The sequence below is a fragment of the Renibacterium salmoninarum ATCC 33209 genome (assembly GCF_000018885.1).
Taxonomy (GTDB): Bacteria; Actinomycetota; Actinomycetes; order Actinomycetales; family Micrococcaceae; genus Renibacterium; species Renibacterium salmoninarum.
In genome coordinates this window covers 1,198,910-1,217,336 of sequence record NC_010168.1, presented here as the reverse complement: position 1 = coordinate 1,217,336, position 18,427 = coordinate 1,198,910, and the positions used below count along the sequence as shown (strand labels likewise).

At 55.9% G+C, this 18,427-nt stretch carries 19 protein-coding genes, 1 tRNA gene and 1 pseudogene; 10 read left to right on the top strand and 11 right to left on the bottom strand.

The features are described 5' to 3' along the window. Positions 1-2: 2 nt before the first annotated feature. The 3 genes from argS to RSAL33209_RS06165 form a co-directional block, all read right to left on the bottom strand. The gene (argS, locus tag RSAL33209_RS06175; protein ID WP_012244844.1) at positions 3-1,652 is read right to left on the bottom strand and encodes an arginine--tRNA ligase; all 1,650 of its coding nucleotides are present in this window, start codon (positions 1,650-1,652) and stop codon (positions 3-5) included. 54 nt (positions 1,653-1,706) lie between these two features. After that, the gene (locus tag RSAL33209_RS16130) at positions 1,707-3,251 is read right to left on the bottom strand and encodes an HNH endonuclease family protein (protein ID WP_080503869.1); all 1,545 of its coding nucleotides are present in this window, start codon (positions 3,249-3,251) and stop codon (positions 1,707-1,709) included. A gap of 235 nt (positions 3,252-3,486) precedes the next feature. Further along, positions 3,487-3,864 (bottom strand): MFS transporter, encoded by a 378-nt coding sequence (locus RSAL33209_RS06165; RefSeq protein ID WP_145962048.1) that lies wholly within the window; start codon positions 3,862-3,864, stop codon positions 3,487-3,489. 878 nt (positions 3,865-4,742) lie between these two features. Here RSAL33209_RS06165 and RSAL33209_RS06155 point away from each other — a divergent pair. The 5 genes from RSAL33209_RS06155 (at position 4,743) to RSAL33209_RS06140 (ending at position 7,766) form a co-directional block, all read left to right on the top strand. Continuing rightward, positions 4,743-5,228: an FMN-binding protein gene (locus RSAL33209_RS06155; RefSeq protein ID WP_041684538.1), complete on the top strand. Its 486-nt coding sequence runs from the start codon at positions 4,743-4,745 to the stop codon at positions 5,226-5,228. Continuing rightward, positions 5,228-6,094, top strand: a complete 867-nt coding sequence (locus RSAL33209_RS06150) for an FAD:protein FMN transferase (RefSeq protein WP_012244838.1) — start codon at positions 5,228-5,230, stop codon at positions 6,092-6,094. The genes RSAL33209_RS06155 and RSAL33209_RS06150 overlap by 1 nt, the downstream gene beginning before the upstream one ends. Further along, positions 6,091-7,251: an FAD-binding oxidoreductase gene (locus RSAL33209_RS06145; protein WP_012244837.1), complete on the top strand. Its 1,161-nt coding sequence runs from the start codon at positions 6,091-6,093 to the stop codon at positions 7,249-7,251. Before RSAL33209_RS06150 ends, RSAL33209_RS06145 begins: the two co-directional genes overlap by 4 nt. A gap of 14 nt (positions 7,252-7,265) precedes the next feature. After that, the gene (locus tag RSAL33209_RS18625) at positions 7,266-7,610 is read left to right on the top strand and encodes a ferric reductase-like transmembrane domain-containing protein (RefSeq protein ID WP_012244836.1); all 345 of its coding nucleotides are present in this window, start codon (positions 7,266-7,268) and stop codon (positions 7,608-7,610) included. 83 nt (positions 7,611-7,693) lie between these two features. Next, a tRNA-Arg gene (locus RSAL33209_RS06140) sits at positions 7,694-7,766 on the top strand. A gap of 24 nt (positions 7,767-7,790) precedes the next feature. Here RSAL33209_RS06140 and RSAL33209_RS06135 read toward each other — a convergent pair. The 3 genes from RSAL33209_RS06135 to RSAL33209_RS06125 form a co-directional block, all read right to left on the bottom strand. Then, the gene (locus tag RSAL33209_RS06135; protein ID WP_012244835.1) at positions 7,791-7,985 is read right to left on the bottom strand and encodes a helix-hairpin-helix domain-containing protein; all 195 of its coding nucleotides are present in this window, start codon (positions 7,983-7,985) and stop codon (positions 7,791-7,793) included. Positions 7,986-8,021: 36 nt separating this feature from the next. Then, positions 8,022-8,372 carry a hypothetical protein gene (locus RSAL33209_RS06130; protein ID WP_012244834.1) on the bottom strand — a complete coding sequence of 117 codons (351 nt, stop codon included), beginning with the start codon at positions 8,370-8,372 and terminating at the stop codon, positions 8,022-8,024. 74 nt (positions 8,373-8,446) lie between these two features. After that, positions 8,447-9,013 (bottom strand): DJ-1/PfpI family protein, encoded by a 567-nt coding sequence (locus tag RSAL33209_RS06125; RefSeq protein ID WP_041685294.1) that lies wholly within the window; start codon positions 9,011-9,013, stop codon positions 8,447-8,449. A 103-nt stretch (positions 9,014-9,116) separates the two neighbouring features. On the opposite strand from RSAL33209_RS06125, the gene RSAL33209_RS06120 reads away from it, so the two are divergent. The 5 genes and pseudogenes from RSAL33209_RS06120 to RSAL33209_RS06100 all read left to right on the top strand — a co-directional run bounded on the left by RSAL33209_RS06120 (position 9,117) and on the right by RSAL33209_RS06100 (position 15,618). Then, positions 9,117-10,076 (top strand): helix-turn-helix transcriptional regulator, encoded by a 960-nt coding sequence (locus RSAL33209_RS06120; RefSeq protein WP_012244832.1) that lies wholly within the window; start codon positions 9,117-9,119, stop codon positions 10,074-10,076. Between the two features lie 12 nt (positions 10,077-10,088). Next, positions 10,089-13,979 carry an ATP-dependent RNA helicase HrpA gene (gene hrpA, locus RSAL33209_RS06115; RefSeq protein WP_012244831.1) on the top strand — a complete coding sequence of 1,297 codons (3,891 nt, stop codon included), beginning with the start codon at positions 10,089-10,091 and terminating at the stop codon, positions 13,977-13,979. Between the two features lie 139 nt (positions 13,980-14,118). Further along, positions 14,119-14,457 carry an ArsR/SmtB family transcription factor gene (locus RSAL33209_RS06110; protein WP_012244830.1) on the top strand — a complete coding sequence of 113 codons (339 nt, stop codon included), beginning with the start codon at positions 14,119-14,121 and terminating at the stop codon, positions 14,455-14,457. After that, a pseudogene (locus RSAL33209_RS18620) lies at positions 14,454-15,005 on the top strand (SRPBCC family protein). The gene RSAL33209_RS06110 and the pseudogene RSAL33209_RS18620 overlap by 4 nt, the downstream one beginning before the upstream one ends. Further along, complete coding sequence (locus RSAL33209_RS06100; RefSeq protein ID WP_012244828.1) at positions 14,998-15,618, top strand: flavodoxin family protein; 621 nt, start codon at positions 14,998-15,000, stop codon at positions 15,616-15,618. The pseudogene RSAL33209_RS18620 and the gene RSAL33209_RS06100 overlap by 8 nt, the downstream one beginning before the upstream one ends. Before the next feature lie 75 nt (positions 15,619-15,693). Here the strand turns inward: RSAL33209_RS06100 and RSAL33209_RS06095 are convergent, their stop codons facing one another. The 5 genes from RSAL33209_RS06095 to RSAL33209_RS06080 form a co-directional block, all read right to left on the bottom strand. After that, positions 15,694-16,122 carry an HIT family protein gene (locus RSAL33209_RS06095; protein ID WP_012244827.1) on the bottom strand — a complete coding sequence of 143 codons (429 nt, stop codon included), beginning with the start codon at positions 16,120-16,122 and terminating at the stop codon, positions 15,694-15,696. Positions 16,123-16,130: 8 nt separating this feature from the next. Continuing rightward, entirely contained in the window at positions 16,131-17,180 is a 1,050-nt protein-coding gene (locus RSAL33209_RS06090) for an NAD(P)-dependent alcohol dehydrogenase (RefSeq protein ID WP_012244826.1), read from the bottom strand. 63 nt (positions 17,181-17,243) lie between these two features. Next, positions 17,244-17,414 carry a hypothetical protein gene (locus tag RSAL33209_RS19590; RefSeq protein ID WP_342341890.1) on the bottom strand — a complete coding sequence of 57 codons (171 nt, stop codon included), beginning with the start codon at positions 17,412-17,414 and terminating at the stop codon, positions 17,244-17,246. A 3-nt stretch (positions 17,415-17,417) separates the two neighbouring features. After that, a complete protein-coding gene (locus RSAL33209_RS06085; RefSeq protein ID WP_325050123.1) occupies positions 17,418-18,065 on the bottom strand; it encodes a sulfurtransferase in 648 nt (215 codons plus the stop codon). Positions 18,066-18,075: 10 nt separating this feature from the next. Next, entirely contained in the window at positions 18,076-18,387 is a 312-nt protein-coding gene (locus RSAL33209_RS06080) for a UBP-type zinc finger domain-containing protein (RefSeq protein WP_041685293.1), read from the bottom strand. Between the last annotated feature and the right edge of the window lie 40 nt (positions 18,388-18,427).

Here is an 18,427-nt window from a genome sequence, read left to right as displayed (position 1 = left end):
CGTTACATCCTCTCAGGCGCACTGACGCCCAACAGATCCAGACCGTTAGCCAGCACCTGTCCAGTTGCATCGTTGAGCCAAAGTCGGGTCCGGTTCAGATCGGTAATTTCCTCCCCAGCAAACGGCGTGACGCGGCAGGCGTCGTACCAGCGATGGTACGTACCCGCCACAACTTCAAGGTGCCTAGCCACCCGATGTGGCTCACGAAACTTTGCTGCTTCAGCGACAACGGAGGGGAAGGCACCGAGTTGCGCCAACAAGTTCGATTCGGTCGGATGAGTCAGCAATGAGGCTTCAAAAGCACTGCGGTCAACACCAGCAGCCTCGGCATTACGATCTACGGCTTTGGTACGTGCGTGGGCGTACTGCACATAGAAAACCGGGTTGTCGTTGCTGGCCTTTTGCAACTGCTCTGGTTCCAAGGCAAGCGGCGAATCGGCCGGGGAGCGACCCAACGAATAGCGCAAGGCGTCTGCGCCAAGCCAGTTAAGTAGGTCGCGCAACTCAACGATGTTTCCGGCCCGTTTTGATAGCCGAGCGCCATTGACTGAAACCATTTGCCCGATGAGCACTTCAATATTGCGTGCCGGATCATCGCCGGCGCACGCTGCAATAGCTTTGAGTCGACCGATGTACCCGTGATGATCGGCACCGAGCAAATAGATCTTCTCAACAAAGCCACGGTCTTTCTTCGAAAGATAGTAGGCAGCATCGGCGGCGAAATAAGTCGGCTCACCGTTGGCTCTAATCAACACCCGATCTTTGTCATCGGTGAAATCAGTTGTTCGTAACCAAATTGCGCCGTCTTGATAAAAGACGTGACCTTGTCCGCGCAGCCTATCAACAGCTTTTTCTACCGCACCGGTGCTGTGTAATTCCTGCTCAGAGAAGAAGACATCAAAATGCACACCAAAGTCGTTCAAGGTCTCTTTGATATCAGCGAGCTGCGCAAGATAGGCCGCGGCGCGGACCACTGGCAGAGCCGCCTCATCGGTAAGTTCGGTCACATAAGGATGGTCCCGGACTACTTGTTGTGCCAATTCGGTGATGTACGCGCCAGGGTAACCACCCTCCGGAGTTGGCTCGCCTTTAATAGCTGCCAATACGGATGCTCCGAAGTTGTTCATCTGCGAGCCAGCATCATTGATGTAATACTCGCTCGTCACCGTGGCACCGCTCGCTTTGAGCAGCCTGGCGACCGAATCGCCGACGGCGGCCCACCGAGTGTGCGCCAAGTGCAGCGGCCCGGTGGGATTTGCCGAGACAAATTCGACGTTGATTACCTGCCCAGTCAAGGCCTGATTTTCGCCATACTGGCTGCCCGCATGGACAATATTTTTTGCCAAGGCCCCCGCCGCAGCGGCATCTAAGGTGATGTTCAGGAAGCCCGGACCGGCAATATCAACAGCAGCAACCCCTTCGATGGCCTCAAGCCGGCTTTTGAGTATCTCAGCAACGGCACGCGGATTCAGCCCGGCTGGCTTAGCCAGCTGCAAGGCGATATTGGTGGCCCAGTCGCCATGGTCACGATTCTTCGGTCGCTCAACCCGCACTTCGGCGGGCACCGCCTCGGTTGGCACAACAAGCTCACCGGCTTCGACGGCGGCCTTGAGACAGGCGGTAAGGGCTACAGAAAGTTCGTCAGGAGTCACTGTTCAAGCATAGTTGGAAGGAACCGTTGCCCCCAATATGACCCCAGTACTTGCTCATCGAGCAGCAGTTGCGGGAGGTATTGGGGTTGCCGTGGGCTGATTCGGAGCTGTGGCTGTTACAGCGCTAACCGGCACTGTCGCCGGTGCGGTGGTGGAAACAGGCGGATCAGGTGATTCCGGAAGGTGATTTACCGGGGTTGGCGTGCTCGGATCCGGAGCATCCTTGGTCAGTTGCTCCGGCACTGTCGGCTGTTCCGGCAAGGTTGGCTGCACTGGTGCCGTTGGTTTCTCTGAGCTAACCGGAGCCGTAGGATCCTGCAACGGGTTTTCATCGGGCATCGACGAACCGACATTGCCCGTATCACGATCTTGATCAGGGTTGTGTTCTGATGGGCCCTCTTCCCACAGCCCGCTCGGCGGCTGGAACGGCACCTCGGGCGGCAAGTTCAATGGTCCCCATTCCGACCAAGGATCTTTGGACTGATCTTTGCTCTGGTCAGGAGCAGAGTTATTGCCCGGCGGGAACAAAACGGGAGGGATGGGCAAGACCGGAGGCTTTGGCAAGGGCAACTGTGGAATCGGAGCATAGGGAACCGGTCGTTTACTGGGTTGCGTCGACGAGCTGGGTGTCTTACCCGGTTGCGTCGATCCGTTAGCGGGCGCGGTGCCACTAGTGCTGGTCGGTGGCGCCGCAACTTCAATCCGGGCAACCTGATCGGTTGGTGCCAACGTCTGCGGGCAATCGGCCAAGACGCCGGCCAAGACATCGTGCTCAGTTTGGGTGACCCAGAGCTTGTAGGTTGCTTTCACGCTGATTTGCCGAGCCACATAGGAACAGCGGAAGGCGCTATTGGACGGTAGCCAGCCAGCGGCATTGGCACTACTTTTCTGCAGGCTCGCAACTGCATCAACTGCAAGTAAGTTCAAGGGATCGTTGGCGAAGGCAATCCGCTGTGCCGCACTGAGATCTTGCGCTCCGCTCTGCCATGCGTCAGCGAGCGAGACTACCTGATCGACTTGGACCAATGCAGCAGTAGAGCGATCAAAGGTAATTCGTGTACCCAGATACGGGTCCGAAAACTCCCCGCTTTGCACTAAGCAACCCTTGTCGCCAGCCGTGAAAGAGACTTTATTAAGATCCCGACGCAACACCTCATTGCGCGCGTCACAACCTTTGCCCTGCAGATCAAGCCAAGCGGGACCAAAATTACTTCGGGCATAACCCGTTTTTGACGCTGACTCCCTAATAGGAAGTTGGGCCAGCAGCTCAAGGGCCGTGGTGCCGAAAGCTGGCTCATCACCAGGAGGCACGGCACCGGCCGGAATTTTGGTAGATTTCGGAGCTGCTTCCACCGGAGGTATATCAGCGGCTGAAACAGAGGCTTGGTTGCCAGGTGGTTTGGTGACGTAAATTGTTGGCACCGAGGACGAGATTGGCAGTGAGCTGGTCTCCGATGACGCCAAGGCTCCACGAAGCATGCCACCAACAACCAAAATAAAACCAAAAATTAGTAGTCCTACCAGCGACAAAGTCCAGTATCGGAATCGGGTAGGCAGCGCAAACGCCGGCTTAGGCTCAATTTTAGACTCATTGCCCATAGCCACCTCCCCATTTTTACTCTAATCGCACTGCGCCAACTGGATTTGGTTCGAGCTCAATCCATTTTTCTGGCTACAAAGACTCCCGATGAAATCAGACTTATGGAAGATTCCTGAAAGTTTGCAGAATATTTCCAAACGATTTCGAGAATATTGCTAAAGGCTAAGCTCGCGCCTGTTGATCCTCTAAGTAGACCGGCTTACAGGCGAAATTAAGCACCGAGGCCCAGAACCGCTAACGTGCAGAACAGTAAAGATTAAAGCCAGAGGCCCAATTTCCGGTTGCTTGATGTAGCAGTCCAAAGAGCAATGGTCCTATGCAAGCCAATGCATAACCTACACCCTGGCTAAATCCAGAGAGCGCGCCGGCACCAAGTTTAGTTCTCGTCCGATGATTGATCAGCAACAGCGAAAGTGGGAGCGTTGCAGGTCCGGCACCGGCAAAGACAACCCAAAGCCAGGTGGGGCTCGCGGGACTGAGCCAGAGGCCCAAGTAGCCAGTGACAAAACAGAGCAGCAGCACCAGCACGATCGGAAACGGATTACGCATCCGACTTGCCAACAACGGAATCAACAAACTCATTGGCAGCCCCAAAATTGAAAAGAGCGCCAAACATTGATCTTTTGATCTGATACCGCCGCGGTAGCCGAGGAATCCTCTACCGATTCTGTTTTACTCAGCGATCCGTCCGGAGCCATCGTACTCGCGACTTCAAGATCAACCCGCGCGTCAGCGGCCCGGCCTCTCAGCAAAACCAAGATCCAGGGCACAGCTGCGATGAAGTTTGCACCAGCCCAAATCACCAAAGAAACTTGCCAACCGGCACTGTCAGCAACCGGCACGGCAAACTGGGCCGGAAGCGCGGTTCCCAGTCTGAGTACGGTGACCTAGAGCGCGGTTATCAGCCCTACTCGGTCCGGAAAATAGTGCTTGACCAGGGGTGGCAGCACAACGTTTCCAGCACCCGTACCGGCCAACGCAACTACGGTAAATATCAAAAACAAGGGCGTGTTCGGCACAAAAATTCGCACAACTTGCCCTAACCACGGCAACCAACATGGCCAGAATGGTTAGCTTTTCTAGGCTTGTCCAACGCAGAACAAAAGGTGTTAAGAAGCCAAAGATCACGAATGCCAAGGTGGGCAACATGCCCAACAAACCGATAGTCAGCGAATCAAAAGGCAGATCACGACTGATTTCCGGGACCACCGGTGGAACCACGGTCACTGCCGAACGCAAGGTGACGGCAGCCAAGAGGATCCCGACTATGACAAGGATCCGACCTCTGAAAGTTGCTGATTTCACCACTCGTGTGACTCTACCGCGTAGGTAGACCAAACCGCTCGGGGAGCGAGTGTCTGATTCCTCACAGCAAATATCAAGGCACAATTGGCAGCGATAGCTGAACCAATTCGCCATCGCGCTCGTCTGAATTGCATAGGGTGTGAAAAGTTCATCACCCAGATTCGACACTGATGCGGAGACTACCGATGAAGTCGACCACCCGAAAGACACTTTTCGCCTCAACCGAGGGGCTCACCCTGGCCTCGGGCATGGCTGCTTGCGTTCCTGCGGCAAACCAATCGGCAGCTAAGTCACCAAGTACCAATGCACCGGCCGCCAGCTCTGCGACTAGTTCCGATCAGAGCTCGTCACCAAGTAGTGGCGCAAAGAGCCCCTATAAAGACGGAGCTTACCAAGCTGATGGCAGCTACATTTCGCCGAATGGCCAGGAGAAGCTCGGTGTTGAACTGACCCTCACCGCCGGTACCGTGACGAACCTGAAACTCACTTCTTATCCGTCCAATCCGAATACCAAACGGTTTCAAGGTGAATTTATTTCCGGCGTCGACGCGCAAGTAGTCGGCAAAAGCATCGACAGCCTGAATGTTTCAAAGGTTTCGGGCTCTTCTCTGACCAGTGGCGGCTTCAACGATGCGATTGCGCAGATCAAAAAGGAAGCTGCACAAAAGTAGTGAGCAATCCGCCAGCCGTCTACAAATTCGAAGCCATTGGCACGCAATGGCAAATTGATACTGCTGTGACACTTCCGGCGAGCACTCAACATGCGATTGCTGAGATAGTCGAAGAATACGATCTGGGGTTCTCACGATTCCGTGCGGATTCTGCGGTCCGGCAGTCGAGCTCGCCGGGACTTTACACGCTCCCGGTCGCTGCCGAAGACCTTGAGCCACTGTATCGAAGCCTTTACCGGCTGACAGACGGCGCAATGACGCCGCTGGTAGGCAGATCTTTGGAGCATCTAGGCTACGACGCTCGCTATTCATTACGCGCTGGCCCAGGTTTTCAACCTGCACCGCCTTGGGAAACCGCGATTGAGTGGAACGGCAGATCCTTGCTAGTCAAAGAGCCAGCATTGCTCGACGTCGGGGCTGCGGGCAAAGGGCAGCTGGTGGACTTGATCGCGCAGCGTCTCGACTTTGACGGACTCTCGGGTTTTTTTATCGATGCCAGTGGCGATCTGCTGAGCCGGCGTTTACCAGCGCAGCGCATTGCTTTAGAGCACCCCTACGATGCCTCCCAGGCGGTAGGGGTGCTGGAATTGGCCGACGCCGCACTGTGCGCCTCTGCTTCTAATCGGCGAACTTGGGGCGACGGGCTGCATCATGTGCTGAACGGTGCTACCGGAAAACCAGTTCAAACTGTGGTGGCCACCTGGGCAGTTGCCAGCAGCACGATGCTGGCGGACGCTTTGGCAACTGCACTGTTTTTCGCAGATTTTTCCACCCTTTCCGCTGAATTCAGCTTCTCAGCGGTGCGGATATTTCCTGATGGTCGGGCCGAAATATCGCCCAATTTCGAAGGTGAGATGTTCAGATGAAAGTTTGGCTCGATGGCCAGCTGGGCCGCCTGACAATGTACCGCCTAGTGTTATTCGCGCTGGGGATTTTGGCTGTTTACTCAATGATTTTGCAACTACTGGGTTGGCTCACCTTCGGACTCGGTGCGATGCTGCTCAGCTTGCTGGTCTGCCTGCTAGTCACGTGGTTGAGTAGTCGGCTCCTGGCGCTGATCTTTGGCGTAAAGATTCAAACCGAGTCGAGCCTGATTACCGGTCTTTTGCTCTATTTCCTCTTTACGCCAACGTTAGAACTGGGCCCGCTGCTAGGCATTGCCCTTGCCGCCGCGATCGCTGGTGCCTCAAAGTTCCTGCTGGCCTACCGCGGCCGACATATCTTTAATCCAGCGGCAATAGGCGCCCTTTTGGTGGCACTTATTGGGCCAGACTTCGTCGGATTGAACTTAGCCAGTTGGTGGGTCGCTACGTCCAGCATGCTGTGGTTAGTCGTCCCTGCTGGTCTGATTGTTTTATATCGCAGTTCGAAATTAATCTTCGCCACGATTTTTATTCTCCTTTCGGTGTCAGTCATTTTTCTTCGGTCGACGGCGACGCTGGACCCAATTGCCGCTTTAGCATCACCGCTGGGATCATACCCAGTGCTATTTTTCATCGGGTTCATGCTTTGCGAACCGCTCACGCTGCCGCCTCGACGCTGGCAAAAATGGGGTTTGGCCGCCGTCGTCGCTTTGCTGTTTTCGGTGCCGTTTAGCCTGGGACCGGTCTTTTCTTCGCCTGAGCTGGCCTTGGTCCTAGGTAACTTCTTGGCGTTTGCCTTTGGCCAGCGCCGCAAACTTCAATTGAAGCTCAGCTCATCGCGCACACTGACACCTAGCAGCCGAGAGTTTTCTTTCACGGTTCCGAAGCCAGTTCGGTTCCAAGCCGGGCAGTATCTGGAGCTGACTTTGCCGCATTCGCGTGTGGATGGTCGGGGAATTCGACGAGTCTTCAGCATCACCACGGATCCGCACGACGGCGGAAACCTTGCCATTGCGCTGCGGTTTTCTGAACCATCCAGTAGCTTCAAAACTGCCCTTGGTGCGCTTGAGTCAGGGCAACCAATCTCGGCAACCGGTGTCTGGGGAGACTTCGTGATTCCGAGAGGAAATACCGCATATTATTCCTTGCCGCTGGCGTAGGCATAACGCCCTTTATGAGCCATCTGCGTTCAGTACAGCACCACCCAGCAGAAAAGCGCGATGTCGTGTTGATCTACACGGTGAACTCGCTGGCAGACTTTGGCTTCCGAGAAGAATTAGTGGAGCTTTGCGCGGTAGACGGTGTGCGGCTCATCGTGCTTTGTCCTGAGGATCCACAGGTCCGCGAGTACTTAGGCGAGGGCTACCCTAGCTCGGAGCAACTTCTCCAGGCCGTCGCTGATATTTCAACTCGCCGAGTTTATGCCTCTGGCTCACCAACCTTCATTGCACATGCGGTTCACGCCGGGCATCAAGCCGGTGCGCGAAAGGTGCATACCGACCGTTTCCTGGGCTACTGAGATTCGGTCACCGGTGCGAGCTCGGGTTTCGGATTCTCGTTTTTTTCTCCTGAGCGGACCTGCTAAGCTCGATAAGTCCCGATGCCCTCGTAGCTCAGGGGATAGAGCGTCTGCCTCCGGAGCAGAAGGCCGGTGGTTCGAATCCACTCGAGGGCACTTTTGTGCAGGTTTACCCCTCATCTAGGGGGCGAACGATTTTCCCGCAGCAGCCATCGATTCCTTGAGAATTCGCAACGCCTTTGGCCCTACGCCATGCATAGCGGCCAACTGCACTTCTGAAACGCCGTCGAGCGATTCCAAGGTCGAATATCTAGCATTGGTCAAAGCCCTAGTCGCCGGAGCACCAATCTTCGGTAACGAAATCTTCTCGTCCATCTGATCAGCCTACTTGGCCACTAGTCCTTTGCCTCTCTAAACCAATTTGGTCGATTTGGCTTTAAACGGTCCCATCGGGTGCCGATAAATCTGCGCCATCGACGATGGTGCCTTCATGCTTCCGTCCAGGTCATAGGGCAAATCCAGCGGTCTATCCAAGCTCCGCACTGCCTTGCTGGGCTGCGCTTTGAGCAATACCGCCGCCCAAATCAGCAAGATCAAGCTCAACACCGTTCCAGCTGTTGGTAAGGGCCAGGTTGAAAATCCTTCCAAATAGGCGCAATAAACAAGCGAGCCAAAGCTAGCAATAAATAAAGATAACGCCACAAAGAACAGCAATGTGCCAAATAGCATCTTGCTGATTGCGCGCTGGAAAAACCCGCCCATAAGGCTTGCACCAGCTGATGTTCGGTCATCAAGGCATAAATCCCAGTGACGTCACGTTTTGCCCAAAACTTGAGTCAGCTCTCGGTGGTTTGTGGCGAAAATACGTCAAGCTCCGCTAACACCGCAGCTGCGAATTCGATCGGCGCCCAGCTGCCCGCCGTCACCAGCCTCGAATCAGCAACCACTAGTTCATCGAGGTAATTCGGTGCTCCGCGATAACCGTCAATGCTGGCCATCAGCTCGCGACTATCGCCAGTGTGCTGCACATTGTCCAGCAACCCAGTAGCGGCCAGTGCTTCGGTTGCGCCGCAAATTCCAGCCACCAACACCGAGCGACCGCTCAGCCGAGCCGCTAACGCTAAAACCTCTCGATTCGCTGCCGGATCCGCCCATGATTCGCCGCCCGGCAAAATCAACGCGTCAAGACATGCTTCGTCAACCTCAGCGAGCGCCTTTTGCGGTAAAAAGCTGAGCCCTCCCATCGTTTGCACCGGCCCCTCAGTTGCCGCCGTCGTGGTGACTTGTACTTGGACGCCCTCTCGCAGGAACCGACCAGTGTTCAGTTCAGCCGTCAAAAGCCCAACCTCCCAATCGGCCATAGCTTGCGGAAGGTAGAGAAGTATATTGAGCTGCTTTTCCATCCGATTCCGACCCCAGGTTTGGCAGCTGTCATTGAGTTGCATAACTTCACGATAGAAGTAATCAAGGACAGCTTCTGTCTGCGATGGCCAGTAGACTTTTTTCATGATCGAAACATCGGCCAGATTGCTGCAATTGCTCTCCCTCCTCCAAGTGCGCAGGGAATGGACCGGTTCTGCGCTAGCCCAGCGGATGAGCGTTACCGAACGCACGGTGCGTCGCGACGTAGATAAGTTGCGCAATCTGGGCTACCCGATTAATGCATCGCCTGGCGTTGCTGGTGGCTACCAGCTCGGTGCCGGAGCTGAGCTCCCGCCACTGTTGCTCGATGACGAAGAGGCACTTGCAGTTGCACTGGGTCTCAGCAATGTTGCCGTTGGCCCGGTTGCTGGCATTGGTGAAGCTTCGGTGCGTGCGCTAGCTAAATTGGAACAGGTGCTTCCGCCGAGGTTGCGGCCCAGATTCACTTCGCTAAAATCCGCAGTAAGCCGGATTGCCGCACCAATCGACGCCGTCGATCCGCAGCTGTTGACCCAGACATCAGCGGCGATTTCTGAACGCCGCGCGCTAGGGTTCCACTACCAAAAACACGATGGCGAATCCTCGCCGCGCGTCGTCGAGCCCTACCGCTTAGTCGATTCAGGTCAACGATGGTATCTGGTTGCCTTCGACCTAGATCGACAAGATTGGCGAACCTACCGAGTGGATCGGATCATCAGCAAGCCCCAGGAACGTCAACGCTTTAGCGCCCGTCCGCTGCCCGCCACGGATCTAGCTGCCTACGTGCACAAAGCAATTACCCGTTCACCGTACCGATACGACTTGGTAGTGCGCGTTCATGCCGCAACCTCGGAAGTTGCGGAAGCTTTTTCCACTGCGACGGCGGTACTGGAGGCAGAAGGGCCAGACCGAACTTTACTGCGATTTGGCTGGGACTCTCTTGACTCTCCGCTGGCCTATCTTGCCGAACGCGGGATGGATTTTGACATTCTCGCGCCGCCAGAACTTCGCGAGCGAGCCAAGCTGATGGCGAAACGACTGCTGCGGGCCATCGATTCCGACTAGGATATAAAGGCCATGAGCCTGACAATCACATACCCGCCCGAGCTTCCGGTATCTGCCCGCCGCGAGGAGCTAATGGCGGCAATACGAGACCACCAAGTGGTGATCATCGCTGGTGAGACCGGTTCGGGCAAAACAACACAGATCCCCAAAATGTGTCTTGAACTCGGCCTAACTGAGCCTGGTAAAGACGGTAAGCCCCGGCTCATTGGGCATACCCAGCCTCGTCGACTTGCTGCTCGCACAGTTGCCGAGCGAATTGCCGCCGAACTTGACGTAAAGATCGGCGAAGAGGTCGGCTTCCAGGTCCGTTTCACCGGTGAAGTTTCCCGACAAACTAAAGTCAAAGTAATGACTGACGGCATTTTGTTGGCCGAAATTCAGCGCGACAAACTGCTGCACCGGTACTCCACGCTCATTATTGACGAGGCCCACGAACGCAGCCTGAACATCGACTTCATTCTTGGCTACTTGCGCCAGATCCTGCCCAAGCGCCCAGATCTCAAGATCATCATCACCTCCGCAACCATTGATCCGGAACGCTTTGCCCAGCATTTTGCGATTGATAATGTGCCCGCACCAATCGAAGAGGTATCAGGGCGCACTTACCCAGTGGAGATCCGCTACCGGCCGCTTGACGGTAGCGATGGCGAACCTGCCGAGCAGAGCGAGGACGACTCCGAAGATAAGGATCCACTCGACGCGGTCTGCGACGCCGTGGAAGAACTTTCCGGCGAAGCCCCTGGCGATGTACTGATCTTTTTCTCCGGCGAGCGCGAAATTCGGGATGCGGCTGAGGCGCTACGCGGGCGCTTTGCGCATCATCCCCGGCTACGCGAGGCAGAGATCTTGCCACTGTTTGCGCGATTGTCGCTGGCCGAGCAGCACGCGGTTTTCAGCCCGGGATCGCGCCGGCGGATTGTGCTCGCTACCAACGTGGCTGAGACCTCGCTGACGGTACCCGGCATTAAATACGTGATCGACACTGGTACGGCCAGAATCTCGCGCTATTCGCACCGAACCAAAGTCCAGCGCCTGCCGATCGAACGCATTTCGCAGGCCAGCGCGAATCAACGTGCGGGTCGTTGCGGGCGCGTCTCTGACGGTATCTGCATCCGGCTCTATTCGGAGGCGGATTTCCAGGGCCGCCGCGAATTTACTGACCCGGAGATCCTACGTACCAACCTCGCCGCGGTGATCTTACAAATGAGTGCCATCGGGGTGGCGCGCGAGCCCAAAGATGTTGCCTCTTTCCCGTTCGTCGAGCCGCCAGACGCGAAAGCGATTGCCGACGGCGTCGCGCTGTTGAGCGAGTTGGGCGCATTGCAGCCCGACGGCGGCATCTCCCCCGTGGGACGCCAGTTGGCACAGTTGCCGGTGGACCCGCGTTTGGGCCGGATGATTGTGGAATCGGGCAAGCGTGGCTGTGCTCGCGAAGTGATGATTCTGGCGGCCGCTTTGACTATTCAGGATCCGCGCGAGCGCCCTACCGAAAAGCGGCAAATTGCCGATGAAAAACATAAGCGGTTTAGCGATGAGAACTCTGATTTCACCGGCTTTTTAAACCTGTGGCGATATCTACAGGAGAAACAAAAGGAACTCTCCAGCACTGCCTTCCGCCGGCTTTGCAAGGCTGAGTTCATCAATTACCTGCGCGTCCGCGAATGGCAAGATCTTTTTGCGCAACTGCGCCAATTGGCTAAGCCGCTGAACATCACGTTGAGCACCGGTGAAGTGGATCCCGTTGGGCTACATATTCCGGTGCACCAATCGCTTTTGGCCGGCTTGCTCAGTCATCTTGGTTTGTTCGATGATCGTAAACGCGAATACGCCGGTGCCCGTGGTAGCCGCTTTGCGATCTTCCCGGGATCGGCGTTGTTCAAGAAGAACCCCGATTGGGTCATGAGCGCGGAGTTGGTTGAAACTTCTAGGCTTTGGGCGAGGGTAAATGCCCGAATCGATCCAATCTGGGCCGAAGAAGTGGCTGCAGGCCTGGTGAAGCGAAGTTACTCTGAGCCGCACTGGTCCAAGCGCAATGGCTCCGTGATGGCCTACGAAAAGGTGACGCTGTTCGGCGTGCCGATCGTTGCGCAGCGCCGCATAAACTACGGTCGTATTGATGCACCGCTTTCGCGCGAATTGTTTATTCGGCATGCGTTGGTAGAAGGCGATTGGCGTACGCACCACAAGTTCTTCCACCGCAATCAGTCGGTGTTGGCCGAAGTTGAAGAACTAGAAACTCGAATGCGCCGTCGTGATTTACGCGTCGATGATGAAACGCTTTTTGAATTTTACGATGCGCGGGTGGGCGCGGAGGTTGTCTCCGAACGGCACTTCGACAAATGGTGGAAGAGCGCCCGGCATGAGAATCCCACGCTGTTAGATTTTGATCCTGGCGTAGTGATGACCGAGGACGCCGATCTTGACGAGACCGCATACCCGAAGTCGATTCGGCACGGCGAGTTTGAGCTTGCGCTGAGTTACGAATTTCAGCCGTCGTCACAATATTTGGCTGCCGGGACGCCAGTCAACGACTCTGACGGCGTGACTGTAACGGTTCCCGTACTGTTCCTCAATCAGCTCGAGGATGCGCCATTCAAGTGGCAGATTCCGGGCTTGCGAGCTGAGTTAGTCACGGCGCTGATCAAGTCGCTGCCCAAACCGGTGCGGAAGAACTTCGTGCCAGCGCCCGACGTCGGCAGGCAAGCGGCCACAGCCTTAGCTGCAGATTTGGATCCGAGCCAGGATGATTTAGAATCATCGCTCGAGTTGGCCTTGCGTCGGCTGCGTGGACACGTCATCCCGCCAGGTTCCTGGAATTGGGACGCGGTGCCAGTTCATTTACGCATGACGTTCCAGGTGGTCGATTCAGCAGGAAAGATCTTAGACAAAGGAAAAGATCTCGCCGCTCTACAGGAATCGCTCGCCGGTGCTACCAGGCGGGCGATTGCGGAATCATTGGGCGCAATGCCGAAAACTGCTGCGCCCAAAAATCCCGCACAACGCGGTCCATCTGCGGCCGTTGCTGCAGAGCCCTCGATTCGCGAGCTCAGCGGCTTGACTAGCTGGAGTCTGGGCACAATAGAACGGTCAGTGAGTCGGCTTGTCAACGGTCACTCAGTAACCGGATATCCAGCTTTAACTGATGAAGGCACCACCGCTGGCTTGCGGGTATTTCAGAACGAAGACGAAGCTCTGGTCTCTCATCGAGCGGGCGTCATTCGGTTACTGGCCTTGCGAATCCCGTCGCCAGACCGCTACGTTCTGGAGCATTTGAGTAACTCGGAGAAGCTGACCTTCAGTCAAAATCCGCACGGCAAAGTGACAGATCTGATTGCTGATTGCACCTTGGCTGCGATTGACAAACTGATCCCGGAAGAGCTTCCGTTCACCGAAGCCGAGTTTGATGCGCTTTACGAGGCGAGCCGAGCCGAGTTGATCGATACCGTGTTCGCCGTAGTCGCCGTCGTCGAGCGGATTTTGGCGAGCGCTCGACGGATTGAGACGCAGCTCAAGGGAAGCACCAGCCTGGCCCTAATCAGCGCTTTGAACGATGTTCGCGCCCAGTTGGATGGACTGGTTTATGCCGGATTCATTTCCCGGACCGGGTACGCGCAATTGAGCCAGCTACCCCGTTTTCTGGTAGCTATTGAAAAGCGTTTGGAGAAGTTGCCAACGAACGTACAGCGCGATGGTCTCAATATGGCGGCTGTACAACGTCTCGAAGACGAATATGACGACGCCGTTGCGGCACTTGCGGCCGGCCGATCGGTTCCGCAGAGCTTACGAAAAGTGCGCTGGATGCTTGAAGAACTAAGGGTTTCGCTTTTTGCCGTTGAGCTTGGTACCGCGTATTCGGTCTCGGAGAAACGAATACGCCAGGCGATGTCCCAAGCGCTCAGCTAATCCCCCCCCCCCCCCCCGACATACCCCGGCATACACCGCCACTTCACGAAACGCTGCACCACTTTTCGGGCTTAACCAGATGGTTTAAGGCCGAAAAGTGGTGCAGCGTTCCTTATATAGACTTGAACTCATATAATAAATGAGTAATATAAACGTTGTGGATGTCTTTGAAATCATTGCCGAACCTCACCGCCGAGCGCTCTTGGACACCCTTTTTGAAGGTGAACACTCAGCCGGCGAACTCGTTGCAAGCCTGCCGACTCTTACCCAGCCAGCGGTGTCACGGCATCTGAAAGTTCTGAAAGATTCTGGACTCGTCGATGTTCGAGTTCAGGCGCAACGCCGAATCTACGCGCTGCGCCCTGATGGACTGATCGAGATCAACGAATGGATTGATCGATACAGATTGTTCTGGGGCCAACATCTCACGGCTCTTGAAGAACATCTCGCCAAAAAGGCAAAGGACAACAACGCATGAGTACCCAACGCGGCGAAATGATCATCAACGGAGACGAAACCACTTTGGCATTCGTCCGGCAGTTGCCCTTCCCGATAGAAACTGTCTGGGCAGCTATTGCTGATCCCGAAGAACGCGCTCAATGGTTCGGCGAGACCATTCTCGACGGCCAGGTTGGTGGGTCAATCGAAATGGTACCCAACGGACCACCACTATCGCCCGAACGCATCAAGATGACTTGACGAATTTTGCGCTGGGAACCGCCCTACCTTTTGGAGCATGAATGGCGGCAATCATTCATTAAAGACGGCATAGTGCGCTACGAACTCGAGCCAGCCGGTGAAAATACCATTTTGAGGTTTAGCCACAGCGGACTTAGCACCAAACAAGCACAGGGTTTCGGCCCAGGGACTCACGCCTTCCTCGATCGCCTCGGCGCGTATCTGAACGGAGACAACTTGCCTGAATGGCAGGCACAGTACCGCCAGGTAGCGGCCGACTCATTGTGGCGTATTTCGTCAGTCGTTCCAGAGTCAGCAGTGCCAGAAAGGGACCAAGAAAATGTATGAAACGCAAGGATTCCCACCAGGGCAAAAACTCGCCGTTGCCTATCACCCCGGATGGGGGCACACGGCCAAGCTTGCAGCAGCCGTGGCCACTGGCGCGCACGAAGCTGGAGCCGAAACGACGATTTTCGCGGTTCAAGACATCAGTGAAAATGATCTGAGTGCTTTGGATGACGCCGATGCCATCATCTTTGGCGCGCCGACCTATATGGGCAGCATCGCCGCCGAATTTCAGGTTTTCGCCGAACGGACGTCTAAGCGATTGAGCAGCGGTCGCTGGCGAAACAAAGTAGCCGCAGGATTCACAAATTCCGGCGCAAAAAGTGGGGATAAACTCAATTCGCTGATGACCTTGTCAATATTCGCCGCGCAACACCATATGCACTGGGTGAATCTTGGCCTCGCTGCTGGCTGGAACAGCAGCACCAGCAGTCCCTCTGACCTGAATCGCTTGGGGTTTTGGCTGGGCGCTGCCGCACAGACCGACGTCGACCTACCAGCAGACCAAGTACACGAGGCTGATATTCGCACCTGCGAATACTTGGGCCACCGGGTAGCAGAAGTAACGGCGGAATTGGTCGCCGGACGTCGAGCATTGACCCCAGCAACCACTTAACCCGAAACGCTGCACCACATTTCGGGCTTAACCAGGTGGTTTGAGGCCGAAAAGTGGTGCAGCGTTTCGAAGGGTTTAGGACTCTGGTACGAATTCCTGATGGCCGGCGGCTTGCAGCACAGCGCGGAGCTTTTCCGCATTCGCATCGAGTCGCGCCGGGTCCGGGTTGTTATCCACTTGGCTAAAGTTGAAATCGGCCATTTCGTTGACCGGCCAGACATGCAAGTGCAAATGCTCCACTTCAAAGCCCGCAATCGTCAGCCCAGCCCGGGCCGAGGCGAAGGTCTCCACCTGAGCCTTACCAATAATCTGGGCTACGTCGGTCAACTTTCGCATCAGCTCTGGATCGGCATCAGTCCAGCGATCCACTTCTTGCCGCGGCACCACCAAAGTGTGTCCGTCCGCTAACGGCCCAATGGTCAAAAATGCCACCACGTCCGGATCTTTCCAGATGAAACGTCCCGGAATTTCACCGGCGATGATCTTGCCGAAAAGCGAAGCCATGATCGCTCCTAGAGAGTTGCCGTGTCGAGGACAAAACGGTACTTCACGTCACCGGCAACCATCCGGTCATAGGCGCCGTTGATTTGCTCGCCAGTCACCATTTCGATGTCCGAGACCACACCGTGTTCGGCACAGAAGTCGAGCATTTCTTGGGTTTCCGCGATGCCACCAATCATCGAACCACCATAGGCAAGCCGACGACGGATCAGCGCACCGGGGTTGACCGGCGGCATGGCCTTTTCCGGCATGCCTAACTGGACGATTGCGCCGTCGCGCTTGAGGGTCTTCAAATAAGTATTAATGTCGTGATCGGCAGCGACCGTATCAATGATCAGGTTGAGCGTATTGCGCGCACCCTTCATCTGCTCTGCATCTTTAGATACCACCACGTTGTCCGCGCCAAGCTCATGTGCAGCTTCGGCTTTCGCCGGACTGGTGGTGAATACGGTAACTTCGGCACCCATCGCCTTGGCAATTTTGACGGCCATATGGCCTAGACCGCCCAAGCCGACCACACCAACGGTGTCGCCCTCTTCAACGCCGAAGTAGCGAAGCGGTGAGTAGGTGGTAATTCCAGCACAAAGCAAGGGAGCCGCGGCGGCTTTATCTAGTCCCGCGGGAACGCGCACCACGTAATTTTCATCAACAACAACAGAGCTGGCGTAACCACCTTGGGTGATGACGCCACCGTTACGGGCATCCGGAACACCATAGGTGCCGATCATTCCGCGTTCGCAATACTGCTCAAAGCCTTCCTGGCAGGAATCACATTCGTGGCAGGAGTCAACGATGCAGCCGACGCCGACGGAATCGCCGGCGCTAAATTCGGTAACCTCGGAGCCCACTCGGGACACCGTTCCGACGATTTCGTGCCCAGGAACAAGCGGCCAGTGCGTATTACCCCATTCACCTCGAATTGAGTGCACGTCCGAGTGGCATAAGCCACAGAATTCAATATCGATTTCGACGTCGTTCGCGCCGGGCTCGCGCCGATCGATGGTGGTGGGTTTCAGTCCGGTTGTAGCGGACATAGCTGCATAAGCTTTGGCAACAGTCATAGCACCATCATATCGAAGCTCAGCAGACCGTTGCCTCCGGCTACAATCACTCGGTCCCGGTAGCTACCGGCAATTCAGCATGCTGCGACCAGGAAGACCAAGATCCTGGGAAAGCGCCGCTTTGATTCCGGCGATTTCCAAGGCCGTAATCTGATGCGCGGCAGTTACGCCGGAACCACAATAAACTGCGACGGCGGACTCGGGGCGCGCACCTAGCCCTTCGAATCTGGCCAACAATTAATTAGCCGGCAAAAACTGCTTCGAACTGGTCAAGTTGCCGGCCGTCGGCGCGCTCAGCGCACCGGGAATATGCCCCGCTTTCGGATCGATGGGCTCAACTTCGCCGCGATACCGCTGAGCGGCACGAGCATCAAGTAAGACTCCGTGCGAGGACCACTCACCTGCGTCCTTTATTGAAATAACCGGCATCTGCCCAAAGTTGATCTCAGCATTTCCTGGCGCGGTCAGCACGCTAGGCCCGGTTTCGACCGGATATGACGCCGCAGCCCAGGCACCGAGGCCGCCGTCGAGCATTGCCACTGACTCCATGCCAGCATGCCGAAGCAGCCACCACAATCTTGCCGCCGCCATATTGCCGGAGTCGTCGTACACCACCACAAAGTCGCCAGCGTTGATCCCCCAACGGCGAACAGTCTCTTGAAACGACTCTTCAGCTGGCAAAGGATGCCGGCCGTCTTGCGGATCTCCGTGCCCCGCGAGTTCGGTTTCCAAATTCGCAAAGATTGCGCCAGGAAGGTGCCCGTCCAGATAGTGCTGATACCCCTGTGGATCACCCAAAACCCAGCGAACATCGATCAACACGGTGCGCTCACCGTGATCAAGGCGGTCCTGTAGCTTCTGGGCGTCGATCAAGATGTTGGTCATATTTGCCATGCTAGCTGGGCTCGCCATGAATCAGCTCACGCCAATTTTCCGGCACCGCCCCCAGCGGACCCGGTACTGGCTGCTTCGCTGGACGGCTTTGCGCGCCAGCAAGAACCGGTCCACGTAAAAAGCCTTCCGTCGTAAAGTCATAAAACCAGTTTTCGCCAGGTTCAAAACTCCGAATAATGGCGTGACCGGTTAGCCGAACATGTGCCGAAGCATGTTGTTCTGGCGAAGTATCGCAACAGCCAATATGGTCGCATTCGGCGCAGCCAGTGCCGCTGGGCGGTGCGGTTTCATCAATTCCGGGCGTCTGGGCCATCTTTTTCTCCTCCTCGGGCGGCTTAGGCTTACTTAACCAC